Genomic DNA, 25,609 nt, shown 5'->3' on the forward strand with positions numbered 1-25,609 from the left:
TTGCTTTTCGCGCCATGTATTTAGTGAGACACCCCCGCCCATCTCATGCTACATTTTGTCCATATTTTCGTTTTCGAAAAAAAAAGGAATCAGCGTGGACCCCCATCGACAACTCTCCTTACATGTCCCCGAGCCGAGCTCCCGCCCCGGCGACCAGCCGGACTTCAGTTACCTCAAGTTACTGCCGGCGGGAGGCGCTCGCCGCCCGGAACAGGACTGCCCCCCGCAGGACATGCATGACCTGGCTTTCGACCTTGTCAGGGTGCTTGACGACGAGCACGCTGCTGTGGGCCCCTGGGCGATGGAACTAGACCCGTCACTGTTACTACGAGGCCTCAGGGCCATGGAGAAAACGCGGATATTCGATGAGCGGATGCTGATGGCCCAGCGCCAGGGCAAGACTTCCATCTACGTGCAGTGTCGCGGCGAGGAGGCGATTGCCTGCGGTCAACGGCTGGCCCTCGGCCCTCACGATATGTGCTTCCCGACATATCGACAGCAGGGTCTGCTGATCGCCCAGGACTTCCCGCTAGTGGACATGATCTGCCAGATATATAGCAACGCCAGGGACAAACTCGGCGGTCGCTCATTGCCCTTTTTTTATTCTGAGCGGGATCACGGTTTTTTCTCGATTTCGGGCAATCTCGGCACCCAGTTCATGCAGGCGGTGGGCTGGGCGATGGCCTCGGCCATCAAGGGCGACAACCGGATCGCCTCGGGCTGGATTGGTGACGGTTCCACTGCCGAGAGCGACTTCCACGCGGCCCTCGTCTACGCCTCCGTCTACAAGCCGCCGGTGGTCATGAACGTGGTCAACAACCAGTGGGCCATTTCCTCCTTCCAGGGCATAGCGGGTGGCCAGGCGGCCAACTTCGCCTGCCGTGGCCACGGTTTCAATATCCCGTCGCTGCGCGTAGACGGCAACGATTTCCTGGCCGTGCACGCCGCATCCAAGTGGGCCATCGATCGGGCCCGCGCCAACCTGGGGCCCACCCTGATCGAGTGGGTGACCTACCGGGCCGCCGCCCACTCAACATCCGATGACCCCGGCAAGTACCGGCCTGCAGACGAGTACGCGGCGTGGCCGCTGGGTGACCCCATCGAGCGCCTCAAGCAACACCTTATCGCGCTCGGGCAGTGGAGCGAGTCGCGCCACCAGGCGATGGTTGAAGAACTGGGGGCCGAAGTGAAGGCGGCCGCCAAGCAGGCCGAATCTTTCGGCACACTGGGCAAGGGGCCGGCACCCAGTGCAAGCGAGATGTTCAACCACGTCTACAAGGAGATGCCGCCCCATCTGCGTCGGCAGCGGCAGCAGGGAGGCGTGTAACGTGGCCCGAAAAAATATGATTGAGGCTATTCGCGATGCCCTGGATGTGATGCTGGGCGCAGACGACAACGTGGTGGTATTCGGCGAGGACGTTGGCTATTTTGGCGGCGTGTTCCGCGCCACCGAGGGACTGCAGAAAAAGTACGGCAAATCGAGGGTGTTCGATGCGCCGATCAGCGAGCTGGGCATCATCGGCGCCGCGGTGGGCATGGGCGCCTATGGCCTGCGACCGGTACCAGAGATCCAGTTCGCCGACTACATCCTGCCCGCCTATGACCAGATCGCCTCCGAGGCTGCCCGGCTGCGCTATCGCTCCTCGGGCGAATTCTTTGCACCGATAACTATCAGGACGCCCTGCGGCGGCGGTATCTTCGGTGGCCAGACCCACAGCCAGAGCCCGGAGGCACTGTTCACCCACGTCGCCGGCCTGAAGGTGGTCATGCCCTCCAACCCCTATGACGCCAAGGGGCTGCTCATTGCCTCGATCGAGGACGACGATCCCGTTATTTTCTTTGAGCCCAAGCGGCTCTACAACGGCCCCTTCGATGGGCACCACGAACGGCCGGTTACCCCGTGGTCGGCGCATCCCGCCAGCGAGGTTCCGGATGGACACTACACAGTGCCCCTCGGCAAGGCCTCCATCGCGCGCGAAGGCGAGGCGGTTACCGTCCTGGCATACGGCACCATGGTGCACGTGGCCCTGGTTGCCGCGCAGGAGACGGGGATAGACGCCGAAGTGGTTGACCTGCGCTCCCTGCTGCCGCTTGACGAAGAGACCATCGAAGCCTCGGTCAAAAAGACGGGGCGGTGCGTGGTCGTGCACGAGGCCACCCGGACCAGCGGCTTCGCCGGCGAGTTGATCGCGGTGGTGCAGGAACGCTGCCTCTACCACCTGGAGGCGCCAATCGAGCGGGTGACCGGATGGGACACACCCTATCCACACGCGCAGGAATGGGACTATTTCCCCGGCCCGGGCCGGGTGGGAGCAGCACTGCACAAGGTGATGGAGGCGTGAACATGGGTAACTACCTGATCAAAATGCCGGATGTCGGCGAGGGCATCGCCGAAGTCGAGATCGTTGAATGGAGCGTGCAGGTCGGCGACACCATCGTGGAAGACGACCTGCTGTGCGTGGTGATGACCGACAAGGCGACCGTGGAAATCCCGTCTCCAGTCGACGGCGAGGTGACCTGGACGGGACCCGAGGCGGGCGCAACCATGGCTGTGGGGGCGGACCTGGTCCGATTGCAGGTTAGCGGGCCGGGCAATATCGCGGCCGAAACTCGCGATGGCCAGACCGCTAGCGCAGCCGACCAGCACCCGCCGACATCCCATCCCAACGACCCGGCGCCGGTTCCAGAACCGGCACCCGGCGTGGCCGAAGTGCCGCCCCCGACACCGCAGCGACCCGCCCCGCCGCATGATGCCAACCCACCGCCAGCGGTACCCCGTCCCGAAGGTGAAAAACCTATTGCATCACCTGCAGTGCGCCAGCGCGCACGTGAAGCAGGCATCGATCTGCGCCAGGTACCGGGCAGCGGGCCTGCCCGGCGCATCTCGCACGCAGATCTCGATGCATTCATCGCCAACCATACGGCGCGGAGGGGCATGGCTGCGGGCCCAATTGCCGACACCTCCGTCAGCGAGACCAAAGTCATTGGACTGCGCCGTAAGATCGCCGCCATCATGCAGGACACGATGCAACGCATCCCGCACTATACCTACGTCGAGGAAGTGGATGTCACAGAACTGGAGCTATTGCGGGCCCGCATGAATGACCAGCGGCGCGACGACCAGCAAAAACTCACCATGCTGCCCTTTTTCATTCGGGCCATGGTGAAGGCATTGCGGGCGTTCCCGCAAATGGGCTCATGCTACGATGATGAGAACGAAATACTGCGGCAGTATGGCGCCGCTCATATCGGCATAGCCACCCAGACGCCGGCGGGGCTGCTGGTGCCGGTTATCCGACACGCCGAGACTCTGGATGTGTGGCAGGCTGCCACAGAGGTCAAACGGCTCGCCGAAGCGGCTCGCGCGGGTACCATCGGGCGCGACGAACTCAGAGGTTCCAACATTACCATTACCAGCCTGGGACCACTGGGCGGGATCGCGACGACACCGGTGATCAATTCACCCGAGGTCGCGATAGTGGGCATTAACAAGGTGGCGAAACGACCGTTGTGGCAGAACGGTGGATTCGTGCCCCGGGACATCATGCATCTGTCCTCGTCCTTTGATCACCGCATTATCGATGGCTGGGAAGCCACCCAATTCATCCAGTGCATCCGGAGCCTGCTCGAGTGCCCGGCCATGTTATTCGTGGAGGCAGCGTGATGGATTCCCTGTCTTGCAAGGTGCTGGTGGTGGGCGGCGGACCTGGCGGTTACGTGGCGGCGATTCGCGCCGGGCAACTGGGCCTCGACACCGTGCTGGTCGAGGCGGACCGCCTCGGGGGAACCTGCCTCAATCGCGGCTGCATCCCGTCCAAGGCGTTGATCCATGGCGCCTCGATGTATCAGGAGATGCTCTCCCACAGTGAGCGTGAAAGCCTGGGCATCTCGTTGCCCGCCGCCCCGGTTTTGAACCTTGGGGGCATGGTCGAGTGGAAAGACGCGGTGGTGGACAAACTGAACCGGGGGGTCGCCGCTCTGCTGAAAAAAGCCGGCGTGAAGGTCGTCCATGGCTGGGCCAGGTTCTCCGACGGAAAAAACTGCGAGGTGGAATGCGAACAGGGCTCGCTGCATATAAGCGCCGAGCACGTCGTGCTGGCCAATGGCTCCACCGTCAGCCCATTGCCGGGCATCCCCCTGGGCGGCGATGTCATCTCGTCCAGCGAGGCCCTCAATCTGCAGGCCGTTCCCGACGAGACGGTGATTATAGGAGCCGGCTATATCGGCCTGGAACTCGGCATAGCCCTGCGTAAAATGGGAGCGAAAGTGACATTTATCGAGGGGCTGGAACGCATCCTGCCACTGTTCGACCCGGAAATGACCCAACCTATCGAGAACTGGCTGAAGCGGCATGAAGTGGAAGTGATCTGCCGGGCGCGCGCCGAGCGGGTCGAAACTCAAGGCGGCAAGCCGGAGCTTGTCTATACCGACGAGCATGGAAAGCAGGGCAGGATAAAGGCAGACAAAGTGTTGATGACCGTGGGCAGGCGCCCCAATACAGCGGGCTGGGGCCTGGAAAACATGTGCATCGATATGCAGGGCGCCGCGGTCAAGGTGGACAGCCAGTGCCGCACCTCGATGAAAAACGTATGGGCCATCGGCGACCTGGTGGGTGAACCCATGCTGGCGCACAAGGCGTCGGCCCAGGCGGAGATGGTGGCGGAAATCATTGCCGGCAAACGTCGCGAATTCGACCCGAAGGCCATCCCGGCGGTGTGCTTCACCGAGCCTGAAATCATCGGGGTGGGACTCTCGCCCGCTGAGGCTGCCAACCAGGGCATCGAGACCGTGGTGGGAAAATTCCCGTTCGCGGCCATCGGCAGGGCGCTGGCCATGAACAGCGGCACGGACGGCGGGTTCGTGCGGGTGACGGCGCGGGCCGACAATCACCTGGTCCTCGGCATGCATGCTGTCGGGACCCACGTCGCCGAACTCAGCAATCAGTTTGCACTGGCACTGGAGATGGGCGCCTGCCTGGAAGATATCGCCGGCACCATACATGTCCACCCCACCCTGGGCGAAGCGACCATGGAAGCGGCGCTGGCGGGACTGGGAAAGGCCATACATGGCTGAAGCGCAGGAACAATCATAATACTCGCGGGAGCAGGATCTGGCGGAACTTTAGGTAAAGTACGAATACTGGATAGCCGTATGGCAGCTGGTGCTTGCCATGCTGGGAATGGGCGCCACCCTGGCGTACCTGCTAACCGCACCCGTGATTCTCTCGCTGATGATAAGCGAGTACCTGCCGGCGGACTTCACCATGCCGAAAACGCAGATAAGGTACCGTGTAGCCGGGAAACCAGGGCAAACGACTCGCGAAATCGACCCGGTTTGGGCAGGGCAGAATGGCGTATATGGTAGTTCAGGCCCAGGGAGGTGTCCTTCTCCCAGTAAAGCGGTCCCAGCATCCCGCGCGGGCCAACCTTCAATTTTTCTCCGAAGGGCGACTGCAGCTCATGTGCAGTGCGCAAACCGTCTGCCAGGCCGTGCAGGAACTCCTGCTCGTCAGCTCCCTCGGGCAGGGTAAACAGATTAAAACTGCTCGTGTGCATGGGCGTTTCTCTGCTCTCCATCATCAGGAATGCGCTGTCGATAATGCTTAACTTTTTCAATTGCTTATCAGCTCCATTATTCAATACCAAAGACACGCTTTTCGCTGCTCTTGATTAGAAAATGGGCGATTCAGCCATCGGTGGGAAGGCGTTCTCTCCCGTATACGGGTTGGCATCTGCCAGCGCTTCGTTGAGTTCAAAACCAAGACCTGGCCGGTCGGGGACGGTTACATAACCGCCCTCCCACTGAATCGGCGTGGTGAGCATGTCGTTGAAAAAACCGTCGAAGTTGTCGATGCTTTCAAGGATCAGAAAGTTCGGCAGCGTGGTTGACAACTGAATGTTCGCCGCGGCTTCGATCGGACCGGCGTACAGGTGCGGTGCAAACTGCGCATAATGCGCCTCGGCCATGGCAGCGATCTTCTTGCCCTCCAGAATACCGCCCACGCGACCCAGGGCCGGCTGCAGGATTTGAATCGCCTGCGCCTCCAGTACTTTTGAAATCTCGAAACGGCCGACCAGTCGTTCGGCACCGGAGATCGGAATAGTGGTGGAACGGGCAACGCGCGCCATTTCTTGTGGATTGCATGGCGGCACAGGCTCCTCGAACCAGAGCGGATCGAATCTCTCCAACCGGCGGGCAAGGCGAATTGCACTGGAAGTGGTTAATTGGCCATGTGTCTTGATCATCAAATCACACTTGCTTCCAGCCACCTCGCGCAAACTTTGCATCAGCTGCTCCGCGCCTTCCAGGGCCTCGAGGGAAAGCTGGCGCGGATCGAAAGAACCCATCGGCATTACCGGATCGAACCCGACAGCGGTAAAGCCCATATCCATGTAATGCTGTAAGCGTTTGGGCGCCGCAGCTGCATCGCCATGAAATTTCTCTGCGGTCAATTCATCAACGTCAGGATAAAGGTAGGTATAAGATCTCAGCTTCTCATGCACCTTCCCTCCCATCAGGTTGTAGATGGGTTGATCCAAAGCCTTGCCAATAATATCCCAGCAAGCGATTTCGATACCTGAGAGGACTCCCCCCGTGCTGACATCAGGACGCTGCACAAATCCGGCGGAGTAAATGATGCGCCACATTTTTTCAATATTAAACGGGCTCTCCCCTACCACATGGCGTTCGAATACGTTCTCGATCATCTTGCAAACAGTAGCGGGCCCGAATGGTACGCCGTAGACTTCACCGTAGCCGGATATCCCATTGTCGGTTGTTAACTTAACAAATATCCAATAGGCACCGCCTTTATGCGGTGGAGGAGTCGCTACAGCCCATGTTTTTAAATCTGTGATTTTCATTCTATTCTCCTTGGCTATTTGGCGGCCTTTGCCGCTTGTATCTACCACAGCTAAATTAAGGACTATCTGCCCGGTATGACTTCAAATCAGGCGGCTTTCACCTCACGAGCGAGGATGGCGGCTCGCAGTTCGTCACGGCTTTTGCTCACAGTATCAGCATGACGCTCACGAACATGGCCGTAGCCTCGAATATGCTCTGGCAGATTCAATAGCGCAGCGATTTTTTCAGCCGATTCAGCCGAGTTATTCGAAAGGGCGAACGCAATATCCGACTCATAATCCGCAAGCAGTTTGGCGGCGAGCTTACGCTCCTCTGAATAGCGAAATGGATCCAGGATTGAACCGCGCAGAAACCGGAACCGGTTCATCATCCCGAAGAAGAACATTGCCCTGCTGCTCGATACTTCCCCCTTGGTGAACTTGCCGGTTTCTTTGTCCAGCCCACCATAGGGCCATGCACCGAAGTGGAAGGTTAGTTTTATGTCGCCGTCGAAGGTATCCGCCAGAGCTTTGCGGAACGACGGCTTCGTATAGAGTCTGGCCACCTCCCATTCGTCCTTGTCAGCCAGCAGCTTGTAATAGCCACGCGCTACGGCCTTGACTGCAGCCTCATTCAGTCCTGCGCTGCGGACCCGTTGCACCGTGTCGGAGTAGCGTTTGGCAAGGTTTGCGTCCTTGTAATCGGTCAATTCAGCGACCCGGTGTGCGACGATATCGTCCACTGACGGCTCGCGATGCATCTGCACTACAACCGGCACTTCCTCGCCCGCCAGACGGCGAGCGGCGGGCGCATCTGCATAGGCCAGTCGCCCAAGATCGAAGGCCTGCTTGTTCCTGGCAACGGCCACCCCGTTCAGCTCGATGGCACGATGAATTGCTTCCAGAGACAGGGGAATCCCTCCCTGCTGCCAGGAAGCACCCATCAGCAACATATTGGCGAAAACACGATCTCCCATTACCCGGTCTGCCAGCGTCTGCGCATCCAAAGTTCGAAGGTTGTCCCCCAATACCTGGTTCAAACGCCCTATCTGCGCTTCACTATCTACCTTCCAATCCGGATTCATGGAGAACTCGGCGGTAGGCACCACTGTTGTATCGACAACCGCAACGGATTTGCCACTGACAACTTTTGAAAGCGCTTCGTCACCAGCGGCGACAACGAGGTCACTGCCTATCATTGCGTTGGCTTCGCCCACAGCGATGCGGGTCGCTCTCATCTGTTCAGGGTTTTCCGCTATCTTGACATGGGAATGAACAGCCCCATATTTCTGGGCCAAACCGGTAATATCAAGGCTGGTTGAGAAATAGCCATCGGCATGTGCTGCGACAGCCAGCGTCTGACCTATCGTCACCACCCCCGCGCCACCAATACCTGACACGAGTATCGACCAGGTACCATCAAAGGTGTACTCAGGCGCAGGCAGGTGACTGGCATCTATCTGCACTTCGGCGGCCTGCGCTTTTTTTGGCTGCGCACCCGAGACACTGACTAGTGAAGGGCAGAAACCCTCAAGGCAGGAAAAATCCTTGTTACATGAGGACTGGTTAATTTTACGCTTGCGACCTAACTCGGTTTCCAACGGCTCAATCGCCATGCAGCCTGAAACCGTGGAGCAGTCACCACAGCCTTCGCAGACTTCAGGATTAATGAAAACGCGCTTATCGGGGTCTTGCCATTTGCCGCGTTTACGCAAACGGCGGCGCTCTGTCGCACAGGGCTGATCATAAATAATGACCGTTACCCCGCTTAACTCACGAAATTCCGCCTGAACCGCTTCCATAGCCGTACGGTGATAGACCTGAACACCGAGCGCGCGAGCGTCAAATTTCTCAGGTTCATCCGATACCAACGCAATACGCGCGACACCCTCACCTGTCAGCTGCCTGATGATCTTCTCCGGCGAAATATCACCATCGTGTTGCTGCCCCCCTGTCATGGAGACAAAACCGTTATGAAGAATTTTGTAGGTTATATTCGCCTTTGATGCCACGGCGGCGCGGATGGCAAGATAGCCGGAATGGAAGTACGTTCCATCACCCATATTAGCAAAGACATGTTTCTCATCAGTAAACGGGAATTGCCCCGCCCACATCATACCTTCAGCGCCCATATGACTCATCGAATTGGTTTTCGTTGCGTCACGTAAAATAGCCAGGGAATGGCAGCCAATGCCAGCCAGAGCGCGACTTCCTTCCAGGACTTGTGTTGAGCGACCGTGCGGACAGCCGGCGCAAAATGAGGGTGGTCGTTCGACACCGCCTGGCAGGACAGTCTGGCTTTGCAGATAGTCGGGAAGCGAAATGCCGCAATCTGGATCAACATCATTCAGCACTCGCACCAGAACCTGGGTAACCAGATTCGGGTTGATTTCCCCATAGGTTGGGAACGCGCAGTCACCCCCGCAAACAGCGCCGGCGTGAGGTTTGAAGTTTTTACCCACGATGTTGGGGCAAATATCTGAACCGTAGAGAATGGCACGTACCTGGTCTTCAAGTAGGGGGCGTTTCTCCTCTACGATCAAAAGGGTGTGCAGGTCTTTGGAAAATTCGCGAACGATATCGTAATCCAGTGGCCAAACCATGCCTATTTTTAACAGGCTTATGGGTGTATCCCGCAGTTTTCCGTCAGCATAACCCAGGCCCGAAAGGGCCTGGCTCATGTCCTGCCAGGCTTTGCCGGCGGCCATGATGCCAATTCGGGCCTCAGGGGCGCCCTCCCGACGATTTATCCCATTGGCGCGCGCATAGGTCAGCACCTTTTTTAGCTTTACGTCCCACAAAAGACGCTCCTGCTCCAAAAAAGGGGTAAACGTTTTGATCGTGGTATCGGGACCCGTGTCTTCTGGCGTGATGATCTTAGGGCTATCCGGCGACACATAGACTGAACCGCCACCCTCGACCACGTCGGTAACCAGTTTCATACCCACAAGGGTGGAGGCATAACGGCTCATCGCTATGCCATGAAGACCGTAATCAAAAACATCCTGCACATTGGCCGGGGCCAGAAAAGGCAGTCCCAGGGATGCAAAATTCAAATCGGAATAACACGCCACGGTGGATGACTTGGCGCCATGATCGTCACCCACCAGAAGCAAGGTCCCGCCCTTGGCGTTGGTGCCTGCAAGGTTGGCATGACGAATAGCGTCCATTGAGCGATCCAGGCCTGGCGCTTTCCCGTACCAGATCGAGAAGACACCATCAACTTTCGCGCCTGGAAACAACCCCACCATCTGCGAGCCCCATGTGGCCGTGGCCGCCAGGTCCTCGTTCAAACCGGGCTGAAAATAGATGTTGTGGGCTTTTAGTTCTTTCTCCGATTGCTGCAGCGACATATCGTAGGTACCCACGGGCGAGCCGCGATAGCCAGAGATATAACCACCCGTATTCAAGCCGGCCGCTTCATCGCGCATGCGCTGCTGGATCGGCAAGCGCACCAGCGCCTGCATGCCGGTCATATAAACCCAGCCTTCTGCCTGATGAAGGCGATCATCAAGTGTCATGTCTATGCGCTGCTGACGCGAATACTTATTCATCTGCTGATATCCTCTCTAAAAGGGAAACGCCCTGTAGTTTGATCATGAAATAGACAAGTCTTGTAGCTCAGTTGAATTTGGCGATCCTGTCCCTGCCGTGGCCTGGTGGGCAAACAAGCTCAGCGAAACCGGAGCGGTATTGGAGCTGGGCCACGTTATACCTTCGGGAGCAACGCACAACGCAAAGCCGGCTGAGGCTGGCGACCACATCATCGCCCGCTTCGACAATGGCTTGGTCGATATCAAGCTGAGCTTCAGCTAAATCCATATGTGACGCGTACCCGGTTCAAGCTGGTGTAAATCGTCTTCCAGACCCAGTTTTGACCGATCCGGAAAAGTCGGAGACCTAAACTTTTTGGGGCCATGCCTGAACCATTTCTATCTCAGCTGAGTTCTTCGGCATGGCGGCCGCGATTTCTTCATCCATAAAACCCAGTTCATGCAACAAGGCGTAGGTCTGGTTGCTTTCATCCACCTCGCCCCGGTTCATGGGAGATCGGCTCAAAGCAGGCGCAGGTGGCACAGATCGATCCTGGACGGACTGGCAACGAGCCTGGACCTGGGGATGTGCCCATACTTCGTCAGGCGTTAACACAGGCGCCACGCAAGCGTCAGAGCCGTCAAAGATCTGCTCCCATTCGCTACGCGTTCTGGTTTTAAATGCGGCTTCAAATTGCTTTGCCGTAGAATCCCACAATGCGGTATTCATTTGTTCAGGCACATCAGCAAGACCCAGCTTCGCACACAAAGAGGCATAAAACTGCGGTTCTATCGCGCCCACCGACATATATTGACCATCAGAACACTGGTAGCAGCGATAGAACGGAAAGTGGCCACCAGTGAAATTTTTACCACGCCCGGCCATAAACGGCGTTTCCCAGATTGGAAAATGCATTGCCATCATCGATAGGCAACCGTCTATCATGGCGGCATCGATATACTGGCCCTGACCGGATTTTTCGCGCTCATAGAGTGCTGACAAGATGCCGCTCAGGGCAAACAAACTGCCGCCCGCAAAATCGGCAACAAGATTGAGCGGCGGTAAAGGCGGTTGGCCGATAGGCCCCAGGGAACCCAGCACCCCACTCAGGGCGATATAGTTAATATCGTGTCCCGCTTCAGAGGCCATAGGGCCGGTCTGCCCGTACCCGGTCAGTGAGCAGTAGATCAGCCTGGTGTTCACCTCGCTGACCGTTTCATAGTCGAGTCCCAGGCGTTTCATCACGCCCGGCCGATAGCCCTCAATAAGGATATCCGTTGTTTTGATCATTTCTTTTAATATCCTGGTGCCGGCAGGCGACTTCAGATCCAGGGTGACAAAACGCTTCCCCGGCGAAAAGGTGCTGACGGGCCCCCCTGCCCTGCCGCCTCCAACGACAATCACTTCTGCCCCCATATCAGCCAATAGCATGGTGCAGTAGGGCCCGGGCGCATTGCCGGTCAAATCCAACACCTTGATACCCGCGAGGGGGCCAGTTTTAGTGTTTTCCTTTTCCATCATTCCTTCTCAATCGCTGCATATGCGGTATGGCTGTTAAACGGCTTGTCTGGACACGCCTGTGCAGGCCTCCAAAATTAGTATACTATCCGGATAGTATCTTTTTGTTTTTGCGGAGTCAATGCCTCCTCTATTTACGGGAAGGTCGAGGCGGCTCTTATATTTCACGATGGAAATTGTGTTTGCCGGGACTTCGCCCTCTTCGCCCGTAACGTCAGGTGGCAATCAGGGGCAAGTGAGCGCAGGCGCGCAGGTGGTGGTTGCATTGGACATCTCGCATTTGCGACCATACGCCCTCATCAGGAGTGAAAAAGCAACAATGAAGCCCAAGAAAAACCGTGAACAAAGCACCAGTAAAATAAAAGCCGCTGCCCTGCACCTGATTGCTACGAAAGGCTACTCAAACACCAGTCTTGAAGAAATTGCGAATACGGCGGGGTTTACCAAGGGGGCGGTTTACTACTACTTCAAAAGCAAAAAACGCCTGATCCTCGAAATTCTGCATGATATTGAGTTCCGCTCCATTGATTTGCTCGCACAGGAACTATCGGTGGCGGATGGATCCGCGAAAGACCTGCTGATCCGGTTCGTTAACTTTCAAGCCGATTGGGGAGCGAAACACCCGGACGATATCGGCGCAATGATTATGATGTCCATTGGCTTCACCCACCTGGATGCAGATATACATCGAAAAATTGAAGGTAGCTACGAAAAGTTAACGCGCCTGTTGACAGAGATTATCTCTGAGGGTGTGAGAAATGGGGAACTCTCATCGGGTATCAATATTGAAAACACTGTTACCTCCCTTATCGCCATTCGAGACGGCAATATGCTGCTCTGGTACCGCTCAGGCCGGGACCCCGAGGTAGGCCGCCAGCTGATCAGATCACTCAGGGATGCGTTGCTTCACCCCGTCATTTTTCGTTGAAAGTTCACCTGCAGCGATCGCGTCTCCCGCGGGCCCTGCTGCCCGCTTTTTGATGCCCTACCAGCCTGCCTCTGCATCGTCAGACCGGCAGGTCATCGAGTAGCCCTCAGCCAACTCAGCCAACTCAGCCAACTCAGCCAACTCAGCCAACTCAGCCAACTCAGCCAACTCAGCCAACTCAGCCAACTCAGCCAACTCAGCCAACTCAGCCAACTCAGCCAACTCAGCCAACTCAGCCAACTCAGCCAACTCAGCCAACTCAGCCAACTCAGCCAACTCAGCCAACTCAGCCAACTCAGCCAACTCAGCCAACTCAGCCAACTCAGCCAACTCAGCCAACTCAGCCAACTCAGCCAACTCAGCCAACTCAGCCAACTCAGCCAACTCAGCCAACTCAGCCAACTCAGCCAACTCAGCCAACTCAGCCAACTCAGCCAACTCAGCCAACTCAGCCAACTCAGCCAACTCAGCCAACTCAGCCAACTCAGCCAACTCAGCCAACTCAGCCAACTCAGCCAACTCAGCCAACTCAGCCAACTCAGCCAACTCAGCCAACTCAGCCAACTCAGCCAACTCAGCCAACTCAGCCAACTCAGCCAACTCAGCCAACTCAGCCAACTCAGCCAACTCAGCCAACTCAGCCAACTCAGCCAACTCAGCCAACTCAGCCAACTCAGCCAACTCAGCCAACTCAGCCAACTCAGCCAACTCAGCCAACTCAGCCAACTCAGCCAACTCAGCCAACTCAGCCAACTCAGCCAACTCAGCCAACTCAGCCAACTCAGCCAACTCAGCCAACTCAGCCAACTCAGCCAACTCAGCCAACTCAGCCAACTCAGCCAACGAAGTATTGACAAGCCACCCCTGCAAGAATACTATCCGGATAGTTTTTTATTGTCCCACGGAGTTTTGCACGATGAAAGTTCAGGAAATGGAACAATTGGTGAAGCAGGTAACAGCCTTTACCCTGGCAAACAGTGCTGAACGAGATTCCTGGGAAAAGGCAATTGCCATGTCCGGGTTGCTGGCCTGGGGCGACGATCATGCCTTAGAAGTAGTGCAGCGATGGCTGGATCGTGCAGTCGCGACGCAGAACTCGTCGGGGAACTTATGTTACGGCGATGCGTTTAAGGCAGCTCAAGCCGGCATTGATTACACGCCCACCGGTTCCCTGTCCTCCGCGCTGGGTATGCCACTACTGCAGGTTTACGAAAACTCCAGGAAACAAGAATATCTGGATGCCGCTGAGCGTCAAATTCAAGCGCTCGTCAATTCGCCACGGACCAGCGATGGGGGCATCTGCCCGCGTTACGAAGCCCGTGAGCTATGGGTGGACTTTACTTACCTGACCTGCCCCTTCCTGGTCCGGTTCGGCCAGATAACAGGTGAAGATAAATATATTGAAGAGGCCGTCCTTCAATTTGAGGTGCATGTAGCGCACCTGCTTGACGAAAAAGCGGGTCTGGCGCGCCATATGTGGTGTGAAGTGCCCAATTGCTACCCCCAGTCTACCTTCTGGTCCCGGGGTTGTGGTTGGTTGCTTCTGGCCGGTATTCATTTACTGGAGTTGCTGCCATCGCATCCGAAAGCAGGTCTTTTCAAGGACGTTGTAAGGCGCCTGCTTACTGCTATGAGCAAACACCAGGATCGCAATGGTTACCTGCGCAATACCCTGGACGACCCGAGATCCAATTTCGAGGCGTCCGGGACCCTGATGTTTGCATTTGCGATTCCCCGCGCGCTTGAACTGGATATGGATCTGGTTGACAAGGCATTGATTGAAAATGCCCTTAGGGCCTTCGGCGTAGTGGCGGGATCCGTTGAGCCATCTGGCAAGATTCCGGGCGTGACCGTACCGCCAGGCGGGCCGAATGTAGTTTATGACTGGGCGATGTACGGCCAGGGTTTTTTCCTGCTGGCTGCAAAGGCCTTGAAACCTTATCTGACTGAGTGACCCCGGTGATTAAGGCCGACCGCGCCTGATTTATATACAGTCTATTTGTTGAGAAAAAGTGATTTTTATGCGCAATGACATGAATGAAATTTACGAAGAGTTTCGCAGTACCGTAAGACGTTTCGCCGAGGAAAAAGTCAAGCCACATGCCGCTATGATTGATCGCGATTCCCTTGCGCCAGAGGAGGCCTTTGAGGCTGCAAGGGCTTTGGGTTTGCAGGGCATTCCGTTCCCTGAAGAGTTTGGCGGCAGTGATGGCGATCTGATGCTACAGGTTATTGCCAGCGAAGAGTTGGCTCGTGTATGCGCGTCCACCTCCCTAACGATCGCAAGCAGTTGGCTATTCAGTATTATCGTGGAGAATGGAAATGATCAGTTAAAAGAGCTGGTGCCCGGTGTTGCCAGTGGCGAGAAAAAAACGGGCTGGTGTATGACTGAGCCCCAAGCGGGTTCTGATTTGATGGCTATAAAAGCCACCGCAAAAAAAGTAGATGGCGGCTGGGTAATCAATGGTAATAAGCGTTTTATTACCAATGGTGGTTGGGCTGACTGGTATCTGGTGCTGGCGCGAACCGGCAGCAGTGATGACCGCTCTTTCGGTGTCTTCGTGGTAGGTAAAGATGACAAGGGGATATCTTTCGGTGCCAAGGAAGACAAAATGGGACAGCGCGGGAGTCCGACATGTGATGTGATTCTTGATGACTGTTTTGTGGCGGATGATCGATGTATTGGTGAACCGGACAAGGGGCTTTCTTACTTCAAGGACTATCTTCTCACGTCCCGCTTGAGTATTTCAGCTCTGGGACTGGGCATTGCTCAGGGAGCCCTGGACGAGGCAGTTCAGTACACCAACGAGCGCGTGCAAATGGGTCAGCCGATTGCACAGTTTCAGATGGTTAAGGGCATGATCGCTGACATGGCGGTCAAGGTGGAGTCCAGCCGTGCACTGCTTTATAAGGCAGTTAACATGCTGATTGACGGACAACCGGGCGTTGAGGCTTTCAGTTCCATGGCAAAAATTGCCTGCACGGACGCGGCTATGGATGTGGCAAACGATGCGGTTCAATTGCATGGGGGTTATGGCTACCTGAAAGAATATGCCATCGAGCGAATGTTCCGTGACGCCAAAATCACTCAGATTTATGACGGCAGTAATCAGATCATGAGGCAAATCGTTGCCGACCAGATTAACAAAGCGCAGGTGGGCTGATCTATGGGTATTCTAAGTGACTTAAAGGTTCTTGAATTAAGTGAAGTTTTCCAGGGGCCATTGGCGGGTCAGGTGCTTGCCGATTACGGTGCGGAAGTCATCAAAGTGGAAAAAACGCAGGGTGGCGATATTCTGCGCAACACAGACATTCATGCACTGATGAATAATTCCTTGAGCAGCCATTTTGCCGCAGCTAACCGCAATAAAAAGTCGGTTTGTATTGATATCACAACGGACAAGGGCAAAGAGGTGTTAATGGCCCTCGTCAAGGAAAGTGATGTATTTCTGCACAACTACCGCCCCGGTGTGATGGAGCGCCTGGGCTTTGGTTACGAAGCTCTTGCCAAAATTAGCCCCAAATTGATTTACGCCGTAGCCACTGGCTATGGCGAAACCGGTCCGCTGGCCTCGTTTGGCGGTCAGGAGATGGTCATTCAGGCGCTGAGTGGCTATTGCGCCAATAACTCAGGTGACAAAGCGCCCGTTATCGTCAATGCCCCGGCCATCGATTTTGGTTCCGGCATGGTTCTTGCGCAGGGAATTCTTCTGGCCCTGATGGAGCGTGAAAAGTCGGGCAAGGGCCAGAAGGTCACCACCTCATTGCTGGGAACGGCGGCTGCGATACAGGGGATTGAAGTCGCCTCCGTATTGAATACCGGCAGGTCGATCAACTGGCTTGAAACAGGCCTGAACTTTATCTTTTCGACAACCGACGGTTGGGTGCTTGCCCTGGGCTTTTTCAAGGAAAATCCATTGGGTCTGATGTGTGAGGCGCTGGGCGTCGAGGATATGAGCAAAAAGCTGGGAATTGAAGCCGCCTCGGTACTTGAACTCGCCAAACACAAGAGCACCGTCGAACCGATATTGGCGGCGGCATGTAAACACCTCAGCACTGATGAACTATTGTCCCGTTTGCAAGCCAAGGACTTGTTGTGTGCACCGATTATGAGTATTGCAGATGCCATGTCGCAACCACAGATCAAGGAAATAAACGCCCTGACTGACGTTCCCGTTAAAGGGCAAAAGAGCCTGCGGGTAGTCGATAGTCCATTGGCTTTTTCCCGCACACCAAAGCGGGAGCATAGCTCAGTACCCTTGCTCGGTGAACACACCGAGGAAGTGTTAGCTCGCCTGGGTTTGGATCAATAGTATCGAAACATCTCAGGAAAATTGATATGAAGATTACGGATCTCACGGTAACGCTGTTTAAATGGGAGAATATCCCGCTTAAAAGCTATGATCACGCAGTTAAGAGCGTGGCAGGCACCAGTGACCTGGGTTTGGTGCGGATAACAACAGATGAAGGCATCGAGGGCCATGCATTATTAGGTTTGTGCGTTCACCCTGCCAGCCTCGAAGCACCGTATATCATCCGTTTCCTGAAACCTATGCTTATGGGCCAGAACCCACTGGATCGCGAGCGCCTGTTCCAGAGCATGTCCCGCATGCGGGCACAGGTCAGCACGCTGGCGGTCTGTGCTGTCGACGTCGCCTTATGGGATCTCGCGGGCAAAATCAGCGGATTGCCTGTACATGCCATGATCGGCACATTCCGCCACAAGATCCCGGTCTATGCCAGTTCAGAGCAGCACGATTCTGTTGACGGATATGTCGAACAGGCGCTTGCAGTACAGGACGCTGGTTTGCACGGTTATAAACTGCACCCCAAACAAAACTGGCGCGAGGATATCGCCGCCTGCCAGGCCGTCCGTAAAGCGGTGGGTGACGACTTTAACCTGATGCTGGATTCTCGTTCGGCCTATGACCTTGGCGAGGCAGTGAAGGTGGGTCGCGCGATAGAGGAACTGGCTTTCCTGTGGTATGAGGATCCTCTACCCGTTACTGATATCTACAACTATGCAAAGCTCAGGGAAAGTATGGATATACCCGTGATGGCCACCGAATTTCCGGCCGGATGGCTGGATGACTATGCGCCCTGGATCATGAACAAAGCTACCGATATGTTGCGTGGCGACGTGATGATCAAAGGCGGCATTACCTCAATGCTCAAGATTGCACATCTCGCGGAAGCGTTCGCCATGAAGCTTGAAATCCATCATGGAGGCAATTCAATGAATGATGTAGCCAATCTCCATATCCAGATGGCGATTCCGAACACCAGCTTTATGGAGGTGCTATTACCCCATGAAGCCTGGTGGCATGGGTTGGTCGAAGAAATCCAGATTGATTCTGATGGCTTCGCCCACGCACCCGGCAAACCGGGGCTCGGATATGAGATTGATCTTGAACTCGTAGAGCGCCAGAAAATTGCGGTGTTGAGTTAAGGGCAGTTCAAATTTCCTTTCCAACCAGGTTGCCACCGCATGGATTTCCCCACGCGTTGTCGACAGGACTTTTGCCGGGCCGGATATTTCCCAGCCCGGCCATCTAGTTGCTGGCTGGGTGGATCAAAAAATAATCATAGAGTGTTCGCGCCACCTCGGCGACAGCACGCTCACGATCGGCCGGTGGTGTGTCGCTGCCGCGGGTGAAAACCACGATAGCGAACCGGCGTCCGTCGGGCAGCGTGATGTAGCCCGCATCGTTGGCCACGCCACCCACCGTTCCTGTCTTGTGGGCCACGGGCGTATTCCTTGGAAGCAAGCCGCCAAGGCGGTCGGGCATGGTTACGGTTCGAGCCATGGTACCCAGCAAAAACTCGGTGCTTTTCTCACTGAGAGCACTGCCGTTGTAAAGACTGATCAACAGGTTCAACATCGCACTCGGGGTCGACTTATCCAGGGGATCCGCCTCGAACCGTGGGTCTGCTGCGATGACCCTGGCCGGATCAGCACTTGCAATGCGCGCGACCTCGGCGAGATTTTCCCGTCCCGGCTCGACGCCGTAGAAATCACGCAACAGGTCACCGGTGGAGCGGTCGACCCGCATACCTTCGATGCCCAGTTGTGCCAGGCGGCGGTTGACCGCCGCAGGACCGCCCGCCAATCGCAGGCAGACATCGGTGGCGGTATTGTCACTGTGGGTAATCATAACCTCCAGCAGGTTGGCGACTGACAGCGCCACCCCCTGGTAGATAAAATTCGCCGCGATCACCTGGGAATACACCCACTCGCCATCATCGATCTCGATCATGTCGGTGAGGCTCAGTTCGCCGGCATCGACTTTGCTGAGCAGGGCAACGGCTATCGGAATCTTGTAGGTACTGGCCATCGGGAAGGGCTGATCACCATTGAGGAAGACCTGTGTGCCACCGGCCATATCCTGCGCGGCCACGCCCACAACACCGACCAGCCCGGCGGTAACGGCTTCAAGGGCAGCGGCCACCTTGCCGGATATTGCATCATTCGTGGTCGGCTGCGGTTGGCCAAGGACGTTTGCAGCAGCCAGCACCGTGCAGAAGGCTATGCCAAGCAGTCCGGGTATAACGTTTCTGTTCATTGGGAGTTCCCTCGTGTAGCAGTTTGCGACATCGAACCTGTAAGCTGGCGGCGGATTCTCAGTGAACTTGTCTCGATCACAACTTTTATGCACCCCTGACGCCCAGTCGATCCCGGGCTTCCTGCAAAAGAATACGGGCTTGCTCAGGCTCTGACAGCCGCCCCTTGGCCAATGCTCTTTCGAGGATCACTCGCGCCCGCCCCCATTCGTGGCTGGCCAGATGGCGCATGGCAAGATTCACATCGATGTCGCCACTAATCGACTTACGACATAAAAATTGGAGCATTTTTCAGCCCATTTCTGACGATTTCATTATTTTCACGAGACCCAGGGTACAAATGGGAATGATATAGACCAGCGCAAAGCCTACAGATAATGCGGAATACCCTTTGGCCACCAGGGAGACGATTCCCAGTGAGCCCAACAGTCCACCCAGGCCTAGCGTCACTATTGCTATACCGGCCCTGGCCGGATGTCCCAGCGCTTCGTCCTCGCCGGGCTTCAGCACCGCCTCAATACGCTCTATAAATCCCTGCACCAGCCCCGCACCGGTTTCTACCAGGGTGCCGAGCAAAGCGACCAGGAAAATACCCAGCAACAGGGGCGTGGTGTACTGGGACATCATCCAGTAGTTGGGTACGGGTTCATCCAGGACAGCGGGATACCCTACTGCATAGCTGACGTGAAACAGGATCGCAGGGATCATCACCGCCAGGCCGGTGACCAGGCCAGCCAGTATAGCTTCCGCCCGCGAACGTATTGCCCGGGTAGAGAACAGCAGAACAGGTGCTATGGCAAGGTTGTACATGGCATAGAGGACGCCGCCCTGTAGCCAACCCACCTCCACCGCACCATTTTCTACAGCATGTAGAACATCTACATCACCATGGTCCATCACCTGAATAAAATAGGCCACAAACACCAGGTACATGCCGATAGACCACAGGGTGAGTACTTTTTCCACTGCCTCGCGGCCGAAGTACACCAGCGCAATCACCAGCACCAGCACCCCAGCCATGCCCACAAGGCTGGAAATTCCAAACTCCTCCTCGAGAATATTGCCCGCAGCCGAACCAACCACACCCAGCACCAGCAGGAACAACAGCAGGTAAAGAATCTCGAAGCAGATCCAGAATGGACCGATGAGTTTGCCAAAAAACGTTCGGTAGTCGTAAACCTGGAACACTCGCGCGAACTCGTAAGTGCAGGCCAATACCAGGGCAAACACACAGGAGGCAACGCCTATACCCAGCAGTCCCCCCAACAGGCCGTAGCGGGTGAAGAATTCCACCACCTCGCGACCGGTACCGTAGCCGCCGCCCATAACCACAGAAACAAATACCGCGGCGGGAACAATATAGACCTGCATGCAGCGGTTCACTGGGAAGCCTCCCCCCGCTTTATCTTTTGGACCGAGCGATGTTCGGCGCAGCGGAAAGAGCTGCGCCTCGCAGACGCCCGGTGTTTATTCACATCACGATACCAGCACCGATAGGGAGTAATGCCTATTGCCCCAGGTAGTACTTGAATTCGAGCCCGTAGAGCCGCGGCATACCCCAGATGACACGTTCGACTGACGTGAGACTGGCCACACTGTGATTGATGATGTATTCATCGTCGCCGATGTTGCGAATCCAGGCTGCCACCTGCCAGCGATCACTTGGCGGATTATAGGTAACGCGTGCATTCCAAAGATCATAATCGGGAATCAGCTGGGTCTTATCGTTTTCTGGACCACTGTAGCTATCATCCTGATAGGTATAGTCAACATTGAAGGTCAGCTCACCTGCGTCACCTATGGGCTGAATATATTGTACGCCGGCGTATAGCTTCCATTCCGGCGCATAACTCAGATCATTGCCGTTGTAATTCTCGGGCTGGGTAGGGTCGATTGCCGATATGGGATTGTCGAACTTGTCATAGGTGGCATCCAGGTAGGTGGCATTCAAGGTGAGCTGCAAAGTATCAGTAGGCAGCCAGACGGTTTCCACCTCCACTCCCTGGCTGGTCGCCTCACCGGCATTGGAGACAATCTGCACCGAGGTGTTTCCAACCGGGACACGCTGGAACAGCTGGAAATCAGAATATTCCTGATAAAACACATCCGCGTTGAAGCGCACAGCACCATCAGCCAGTGTCGACTTGATACCTATTTCGTAGGCATCAACGTACTCTGAGTCAAACTGGATGGCCGGCAGGTAGGGGTTGAAGTCACCGTTGAATCCACCGCTCTGGTTACCACGAGAGTACTTCGCGTAGTACATTACATCATCGTTCACCATATAGTTAATACCCAGCGTCGGCGACCAGAAGCTGTCACTGTAGGTGTCCTTATAGGTAAGATTAAGAGCGGCCAGCGCCGAACCCGGCGCCTGGGAACCTAGAAACGCCGCGGTAGCGGGGTCGAAGCCCAGTAAATTCTCAAAGATGAACGCTGCACCGGCGGGGTCTTCCGGGGTATTCACCTGTTCGAAATCAAAGTCCTTTTCCTCGTCGGTAAAGCGCAATCCGGCTGTCAGCTCCAACTTCTCTGTCAGGCGGTAGTTGCCATGGATATATGCGGCATAGCTGGTGACATCGTTCTGGCTGGGAATCGCAATAACTCCACCGAGTTGCGGCACGGGCAGCAGTGGCGCGCCGAGCAACAGATTACGACCCGTGGAAGTACTACTCTCGAAGTAATAGAGACCCGCAACCCAATCAAAGGCGTCATACTTCGGCGAAACGATGCGGAATTCCTGGGAAAACTGGTCACCATCCTCGTCAAAGGTGGTCTGGAATGCATCGAACGCCGGTGTAAAGTCCTCGTCTCCTACCAGCGTGTATTCATTCTCCCGATAGGCTGAGATGGACGATAGTGTGTAATCGCTTTCGGTGTTGTAATTGAGCGTCAGGGCTGTGCCCCAGAACTCCACCGTGTCATTCTCTTCATCTTTGGCGGTAGTGTAAGCTGGAAAAGATTCCAGCGTATAAACCGGCATGTCGCTATCCGACTTGCCCCAATCTCCGGCCAGGATAATTTCCAGCTGCTCACTCGGCAGAGCGCGAAGCTGGCCGCGTGCGCCTTCCTGTGACCAGTCACCTACGTCCTTGTTGAGCGCGATATTATCGAACCATCCATCGCGTTCCTGTTTCGAATACGCGATAGAACCAAATACGGTGTCGGCCAACGGGCCACTCACTAACCCCGACACTGTCCAGTAGCCTTCGTTGCCAATGCCGGCCTTCACCTCTCCCGTGAGCTCGTCGGAGGCCTTTTTCGTATTCAGGTTTATCGCGCCGGACACCGTATTCTTCCCAAATAGCGTGCCCTGTGGACCGCGCAGAATCTCCACGCTCTCCAGGCCCAGCAACGGCTGGTTTGCCGATGACGAACGCCCCTGATAGACGCCGTCAATATACACACCCATGCGCGCATCGATACCAATATTGCGAGAAAAATCAACGACGCCGCGGATGCCGCTGGTCTGATTACTGCCCGGAATCCCACCAGTACTCAGAGACGGTGCGCTCTTGGCCAGGTCAAACAATTCGGTAGCGCCCAGCTTCTCCATACCGTCGGCGCTGAAGGCCTGGATGCTGATAGGCACATCCTGACTGCTTTCGCTACGTTTCTGGGCCGTGACTATCACTTCCTCCAGTGCGAAAGTCGAAGTTTTTCCTCCCTGGGCCTGTGCCTGGGTGGTGGTTACGGCAAGTGCCGCGAGGGCACCGATATTCAAAGCCAGGATTGTCTTACGCATGGTGCTGTTCCTCAGAGTGGTTTTATTGTGCAAAATTGGTTTGGGGGTGAGATTTTTTGGTTACGGTTTCAAGCCCTTCGAGTCGCCGCGGAGATACCCAGGCGGGGTCAAAGCCCACCTGTTCGAGGTCGACCGGCAAGCCGCTGCCCAGCAGTAGAGAGGCCGCCAGCCTCGCCGCGGCGGGTGCTGTCTGTATACCGTGGCCGCCCTGCCCCGCCAGCCAGAAAAACCCCTCGGAATCAGGTGCAAAGCCGATCACCGGTGTGCGGTCGGCGACGAAATTGCGCAGGCCGGCCCAGCTGTGTTTGACCTGCCGCACCTCGAGTTGCAGTGCTTGTTGGGCGTAGTGCACGGCATAGGCGATATCCAGTTCCTCGGGTTGCGCATCGCAGGCCCGCGAGGGATGTTCATCGGCGGGTGAGGCGAGGATCAGCCCCGCATCCGGCTTCAGGTAGAACGAACCGTCACTCGCCATGACCAGCGGCCAGCCCGACACATCGCACCCGGCAGGCGGATCCAGCAGCACGGCGGTGCGGCGAAGTGGGGTCAGGCCAATACCATCAACGCCTGCCAATGCCGCCACTTCATCGGCCCACGCGCCCGCTGCATTGACCAGCAACGGCGCCGAGTAGCTTGCGTCGGGGGTCTCGACACACCAGGCAGCGCCCCTGCGTTCAAGTCCGGATATAGCAACGTTACTCAACAGCCTGCCGCCCCGCTCACGCAGGGCTCGCAGGTAACCTTCATGCAGCGCGTGCACATCCATATCGAACACATCGGGTTCGTACCAGCCGGTCGCCGCATAGTCATCATTCACGATAGGCAACTGGCGCCTGATGAAGTCCGTATCCGCACGAAAGATTGTGGGAATACTTTGCTGCAATGAGGACCACTCCTGGTCCATGGCGGCTTCTTCGCCAGGTGCGCAAAGCACCAGCAGACCCCTGCGGTGCAACAGGGTCTTCGTCCGAAAAATCTCAGATGGGTCGAGCAGGAAATCGAGACTGCATTTAGTCAGTAAAGAAAGACTAGGGTTATCATGGCCGTAGGACGGTATAAAAGCTGCGGCCGAGCGGCCGGTGGAGTGGTAACCCGGCTGCTCCTCGCGCTCCAGCAGCAGTACGCGTGCCTGGCCACTGAGCTCCCCAGCGATGGAAGCGCCGGCCATTCCCGCGCCCACTATTATTATGTCAAAGGTTTCCACAGCGCCTGAATGTCCGCATCGCAACCTGCTATTTGCAGAACATAGCACATTTTTTCGTATTCGAAAACTTTATTCGAAAAATATTCTGGCCTGGGAATTTCCTTGGCCTGGAATCCAAAGGGGGAGTGCCTATACCTCAGTAGGCCGCGATGGCCTCTATCTCGACTTTTGCGCCCGGAAGCATAAGATCAGACCGCACCGTCGAACGCGCGGGGCGGTGCTCGCCAAAAAACTCACTGTAGGTCGCATTGAATCCGCTGAAATCCGCAGGATCAGTAAGCCAGATAGTGACCTTCACCACATCCTGCAGGGACAGACCCTCACCCTTCAGCAGTCGACGAATATTCTCGAGGCACAAACGCGTCTGATCGGCGATATCGCCCGTGTGCAATTTACCCGCCTCATCAAAAGCGAGTTGCCCGGAAGTGAATAAAAATCCCGCAGCGGCGTAGGCAGCCGAAAGTGGGGCGATACTGCCATCGGGCAATGCGATCTCTTTTCCTACGCGTCGTTTTTCAGTCATCGTACCTGCCTCTGTCTGGGGCGAAATGTGTCAGACACGTTCTCATAACCTTGCAGGGACATGCTGATCAGAATCTCGGCGTGCTTGCGCCCGAGCGATACATAATGGTGCCCCATCGACGAATCAAACAGGATACTGTCGCCGGCCTTGAGTTGGACCGGCTGGTAAAGCTCTGTATGCAATTCCAGGCGGCCACTGAGCACGTACACAAATTCTTGCCCCTTGTGACGATGCCAGGGTAGTTCAGGGTCAAATTCATGGGATTTCACCACGCCTTTCAGGTAACCCTGCTGGTGATTGGTCACCTCACTGCACAACACCTCATACGCCACATCGGGTGTGTCGAAGAGGGCACCTTGCCCACCAATGGTGATGGTGCGCCTGCCTTGCATGCGACTCCCCGGATTAGTCAGGTCAGTTACCGGTAGACCGAGCCCATTGGCAAGTTTATTGACGCTAGTGAAGTTCAGGTCTGTCTTGCCGTGCTCCAGTTTCGATAGCGTGCCGACGGAGATGCCGGTGCGCGCGGCAACCTCGGCCAGCGTCCAGTCGTGCTCTTTGCGCAATTCGCGCAGACGGCGCCCGATCGGGTTAACGGCTTTAGCGCTCGACCCGGGATCGGTAAGCTTTTTTTTCTTATTACCGGCGTCACCCAAATCTGAACTCCTCTTACATCACAGGGGCTGATCTCGCCACACGTTGCACACTACACGATTTTTTTCGATAAAGAAATATCATTATCGTTATCCCCCGA

At 56.1% G+C, this 25,609-nt stretch carries 22 protein-coding genes; 10 read left to right on the forward strand and 12 right to left on the reverse strand.

Annotated elements, in window-relative coordinates:
* Positions 1-94 precede the first annotated feature (94 nt).
* From C0039_RS05030 to lpdA, 4 genes are read left to right on the forward strand one after another with little or no spacing between them, the layout of a single operon-like run.
* Positions 95-1,327 (forward strand): thiamine pyrophosphate-dependent enzyme, encoded by a 1,233-nt coding sequence (locus tag C0039_RS05030; protein ID WP_101517428.1) that lies wholly within the window; start codon positions 95-97, stop codon positions 1,325-1,327.
* A gap of 1 nt (position 1,328) precedes the next feature.
* A complete protein-coding gene (locus tag C0039_RS05035) occupies positions 1,329-2,342 on the forward strand; it encodes an alpha-ketoacid dehydrogenase subunit beta (RefSeq protein WP_101517429.1) in 1,014 nt (337 codons plus the stop codon).
* Positions 2,343-2,344: 2 nt separating this feature from the next.
* Positions 2,345-3,664, forward strand: a complete 1,320-nt coding sequence (locus tag C0039_RS05040; RefSeq protein ID WP_101517430.1) for a dihydrolipoamide acetyltransferase family protein — start codon at positions 2,345-2,347, stop codon at positions 3,662-3,664.
* Positions 3,664-5,073 carry a dihydrolipoyl dehydrogenase gene (gene lpdA, locus C0039_RS05045; protein WP_205422786.1) on the forward strand — a complete coding sequence of 470 codons (1,410 nt, stop codon included), beginning with the start codon at positions 3,664-3,666 and terminating at the stop codon, positions 5,071-5,073. Before C0039_RS05040 ends, lpdA begins: the two co-directional genes overlap by 1 nt.
* A gap of 185 nt (positions 5,074-5,258) precedes the next feature.
* Here lpdA and C0039_RS05050 read toward each other — a convergent pair whose 3' ends face one another.
* The 3 genes from C0039_RS05050 to C0039_RS05060 form a co-directional block, all read right to left on the reverse strand.
* Positions 5,259-5,615, reverse strand: a complete 357-nt coding sequence (locus tag C0039_RS05050) for a wax ester/triacylglycerol synthase domain-containing protein (protein ID WP_101517536.1) — start codon at positions 5,613-5,615, stop codon at positions 5,259-5,261.
* Between the two features lie 54 nt (positions 5,616-5,669).
* The gene (locus C0039_RS05055) at positions 5,670-6,863 is read right to left on the reverse strand and encodes a mandelate racemase/muconate lactonizing enzyme family protein (RefSeq protein WP_101517432.1); all 1,194 of its coding nucleotides are present in this window, start codon (positions 6,861-6,863) and stop codon (positions 5,670-5,672) included.
* Positions 6,864-6,949: 86 nt separating this feature from the next.
* Entirely contained in the window at positions 6,950-10,396 is a 3,447-nt protein-coding gene (locus C0039_RS05060) for an indolepyruvate ferredoxin oxidoreductase family protein (RefSeq protein WP_101517433.1), read from the reverse strand.
* Between the two features lie 97 nt (positions 10,397-10,493).
* Between C0039_RS05060 and C0039_RS21020 the strand changes: the two genes are divergently transcribed.
* Complete coding sequence (locus C0039_RS21020) at positions 10,494-10,658, forward strand: hypothetical protein (RefSeq protein WP_165787042.1); 165 nt, start codon at positions 10,494-10,496, stop codon at positions 10,656-10,658.
* 84 nt (positions 10,659-10,742) lie between these two features.
* On the opposite strand, the gene C0039_RS05065 is transcribed toward C0039_RS21020, so the two are convergent.
* The gene (locus C0039_RS05065; RefSeq protein ID WP_101517434.1) at positions 10,743-11,897 is read right to left on the reverse strand and encodes a CaiB/BaiF CoA transferase family protein; all 1,155 of its coding nucleotides are present in this window, start codon (positions 11,895-11,897) and stop codon (positions 10,743-10,745) included.
* 166 nt (positions 11,898-12,063) lie between these two features.
* On the opposite strand from C0039_RS05065, the gene C0039_RS05070 reads away from it, so the two are divergent.
* Positions 12,064-12,822, forward strand: a complete 759-nt coding sequence (locus C0039_RS05070; RefSeq protein WP_165787043.1) for a TetR/AcrR family transcriptional regulator — start codon at positions 12,064-12,066, stop codon at positions 12,820-12,822.
* 57 nt (positions 12,823-12,879) lie between these two features.
* On the opposite strand, the gene C0039_RS05075 is transcribed toward C0039_RS05070, so the two are convergent.
* On the reverse strand, positions 12,880-13,692 hold the full coding sequence (locus tag C0039_RS05075) for a hypothetical protein (protein ID WP_133125941.1): 813 nt from the start codon (positions 13,690-13,692) through the stop codon (positions 12,880-12,882).
* Positions 13,693-13,738: 46 nt separating this feature from the next.
* Here C0039_RS05075 and C0039_RS05080 point away from each other — a divergent pair, with 46 nt between their 5' ends.
* The 4 genes from C0039_RS05080 to C0039_RS05095 all read left to right on the forward strand — a co-directional run bounded on the left by C0039_RS05080 (position 13,739) and on the right by C0039_RS05095 (position 18,271).
* Positions 13,739-14,776, forward strand: coding sequence for a glycoside hydrolase family 88 protein (locus C0039_RS05080; RefSeq protein WP_101517437.1), 1,038 nt, complete (start codon positions 13,739-13,741; stop codon positions 14,774-14,776).
* 67 nt (positions 14,777-14,843) lie between these two features.
* Positions 14,844-15,986, forward strand: a complete 1,143-nt coding sequence (locus C0039_RS05085; RefSeq protein ID WP_205422787.1) for an acyl-CoA dehydrogenase family protein — start codon at positions 14,844-14,846, stop codon at positions 15,984-15,986.
* Between the two features lie 3 nt (positions 15,987-15,989).
* Positions 15,990-17,135 (forward strand): CaiB/BaiF CoA transferase family protein, encoded by a 1,146-nt coding sequence (locus C0039_RS05090; protein WP_101517438.1) that lies wholly within the window; start codon positions 15,990-15,992, stop codon positions 17,133-17,135.
* A 26-nt stretch (positions 17,136-17,161) separates the two neighbouring features.
* Positions 17,162-18,271, forward strand: a complete 1,110-nt coding sequence (locus tag C0039_RS05095; RefSeq protein ID WP_101517439.1) for an enolase C-terminal domain-like protein — start codon at positions 17,162-17,164, stop codon at positions 18,269-18,271.
* 103 nt (positions 18,272-18,374) lie between these two features.
* Here the strand turns inward: C0039_RS05095 and bla are convergent, their stop codons facing one another.
* From bla to C0039_RS05130, 7 genes are all read right to left on the reverse strand, one after another.
* A complete protein-coding gene (bla, locus tag C0039_RS05100) occupies positions 18,375-19,385 on the reverse strand; it encodes a class A beta-lactamase (protein WP_101517440.1) in 1,011 nt (336 codons plus the stop codon).
* An 85-nt stretch (positions 19,386-19,470) separates the two neighbouring features.
* The gene (locus tag C0039_RS05105; RefSeq protein WP_101517441.1) at positions 19,471-19,671 is read right to left on the reverse strand and encodes a hypothetical protein; all 201 of its coding nucleotides are present in this window, start codon (positions 19,669-19,671) and stop codon (positions 19,471-19,473) included.
* Between the two features lie 3 nt (positions 19,672-19,674).
* Positions 19,675-20,766: a hypothetical protein gene (locus C0039_RS05110; protein WP_101517442.1), complete on the reverse strand. Its 1,092-nt coding sequence runs from the start codon at positions 20,764-20,766 to the stop codon at positions 19,675-19,677.
* A 124-nt stretch (positions 20,767-20,890) separates the two neighbouring features.
* On the reverse strand, positions 20,891-23,128 hold the full coding sequence (locus tag C0039_RS05115; protein WP_101517443.1) for a TonB-dependent receptor: 2,238 nt from the start codon (positions 23,126-23,128) through the stop codon (positions 20,891-20,893).
* Positions 23,129-23,150: 22 nt separating this feature from the next.
* Positions 23,151-24,380, reverse strand: a complete 1,230-nt coding sequence (locus C0039_RS05120; protein WP_338055647.1) for an NAD(P)/FAD-dependent oxidoreductase — start codon at positions 24,378-24,380, stop codon at positions 23,151-23,153.
* A gap of 88 nt (positions 24,381-24,468) precedes the next feature.
* Positions 24,469-24,855 (reverse strand): RidA family protein, encoded by a 387-nt coding sequence (locus C0039_RS05125; RefSeq protein ID WP_162846180.1) that lies wholly within the window; start codon positions 24,853-24,855, stop codon positions 24,469-24,471.
* Entirely contained in the window at positions 24,852-25,511 is a 660-nt protein-coding gene (locus C0039_RS05130; protein WP_101517445.1) for a helix-turn-helix domain-containing protein, read from the reverse strand. The genes C0039_RS05125 and C0039_RS05130 overlap by 4 nt, the downstream gene beginning before the upstream one ends.
* Positions 25,512-25,609: the final 98 nt, after the last annotated feature.

The organism is Pseudohalioglobus lutimaris, assembly GCF_002866825.1.
In the GTDB taxonomy this organism is placed as follows: Bacteria; Pseudomonadota; Gammaproteobacteria; order Pseudomonadales; family Halieaceae; genus Halioglobus; species Halioglobus lutimaris.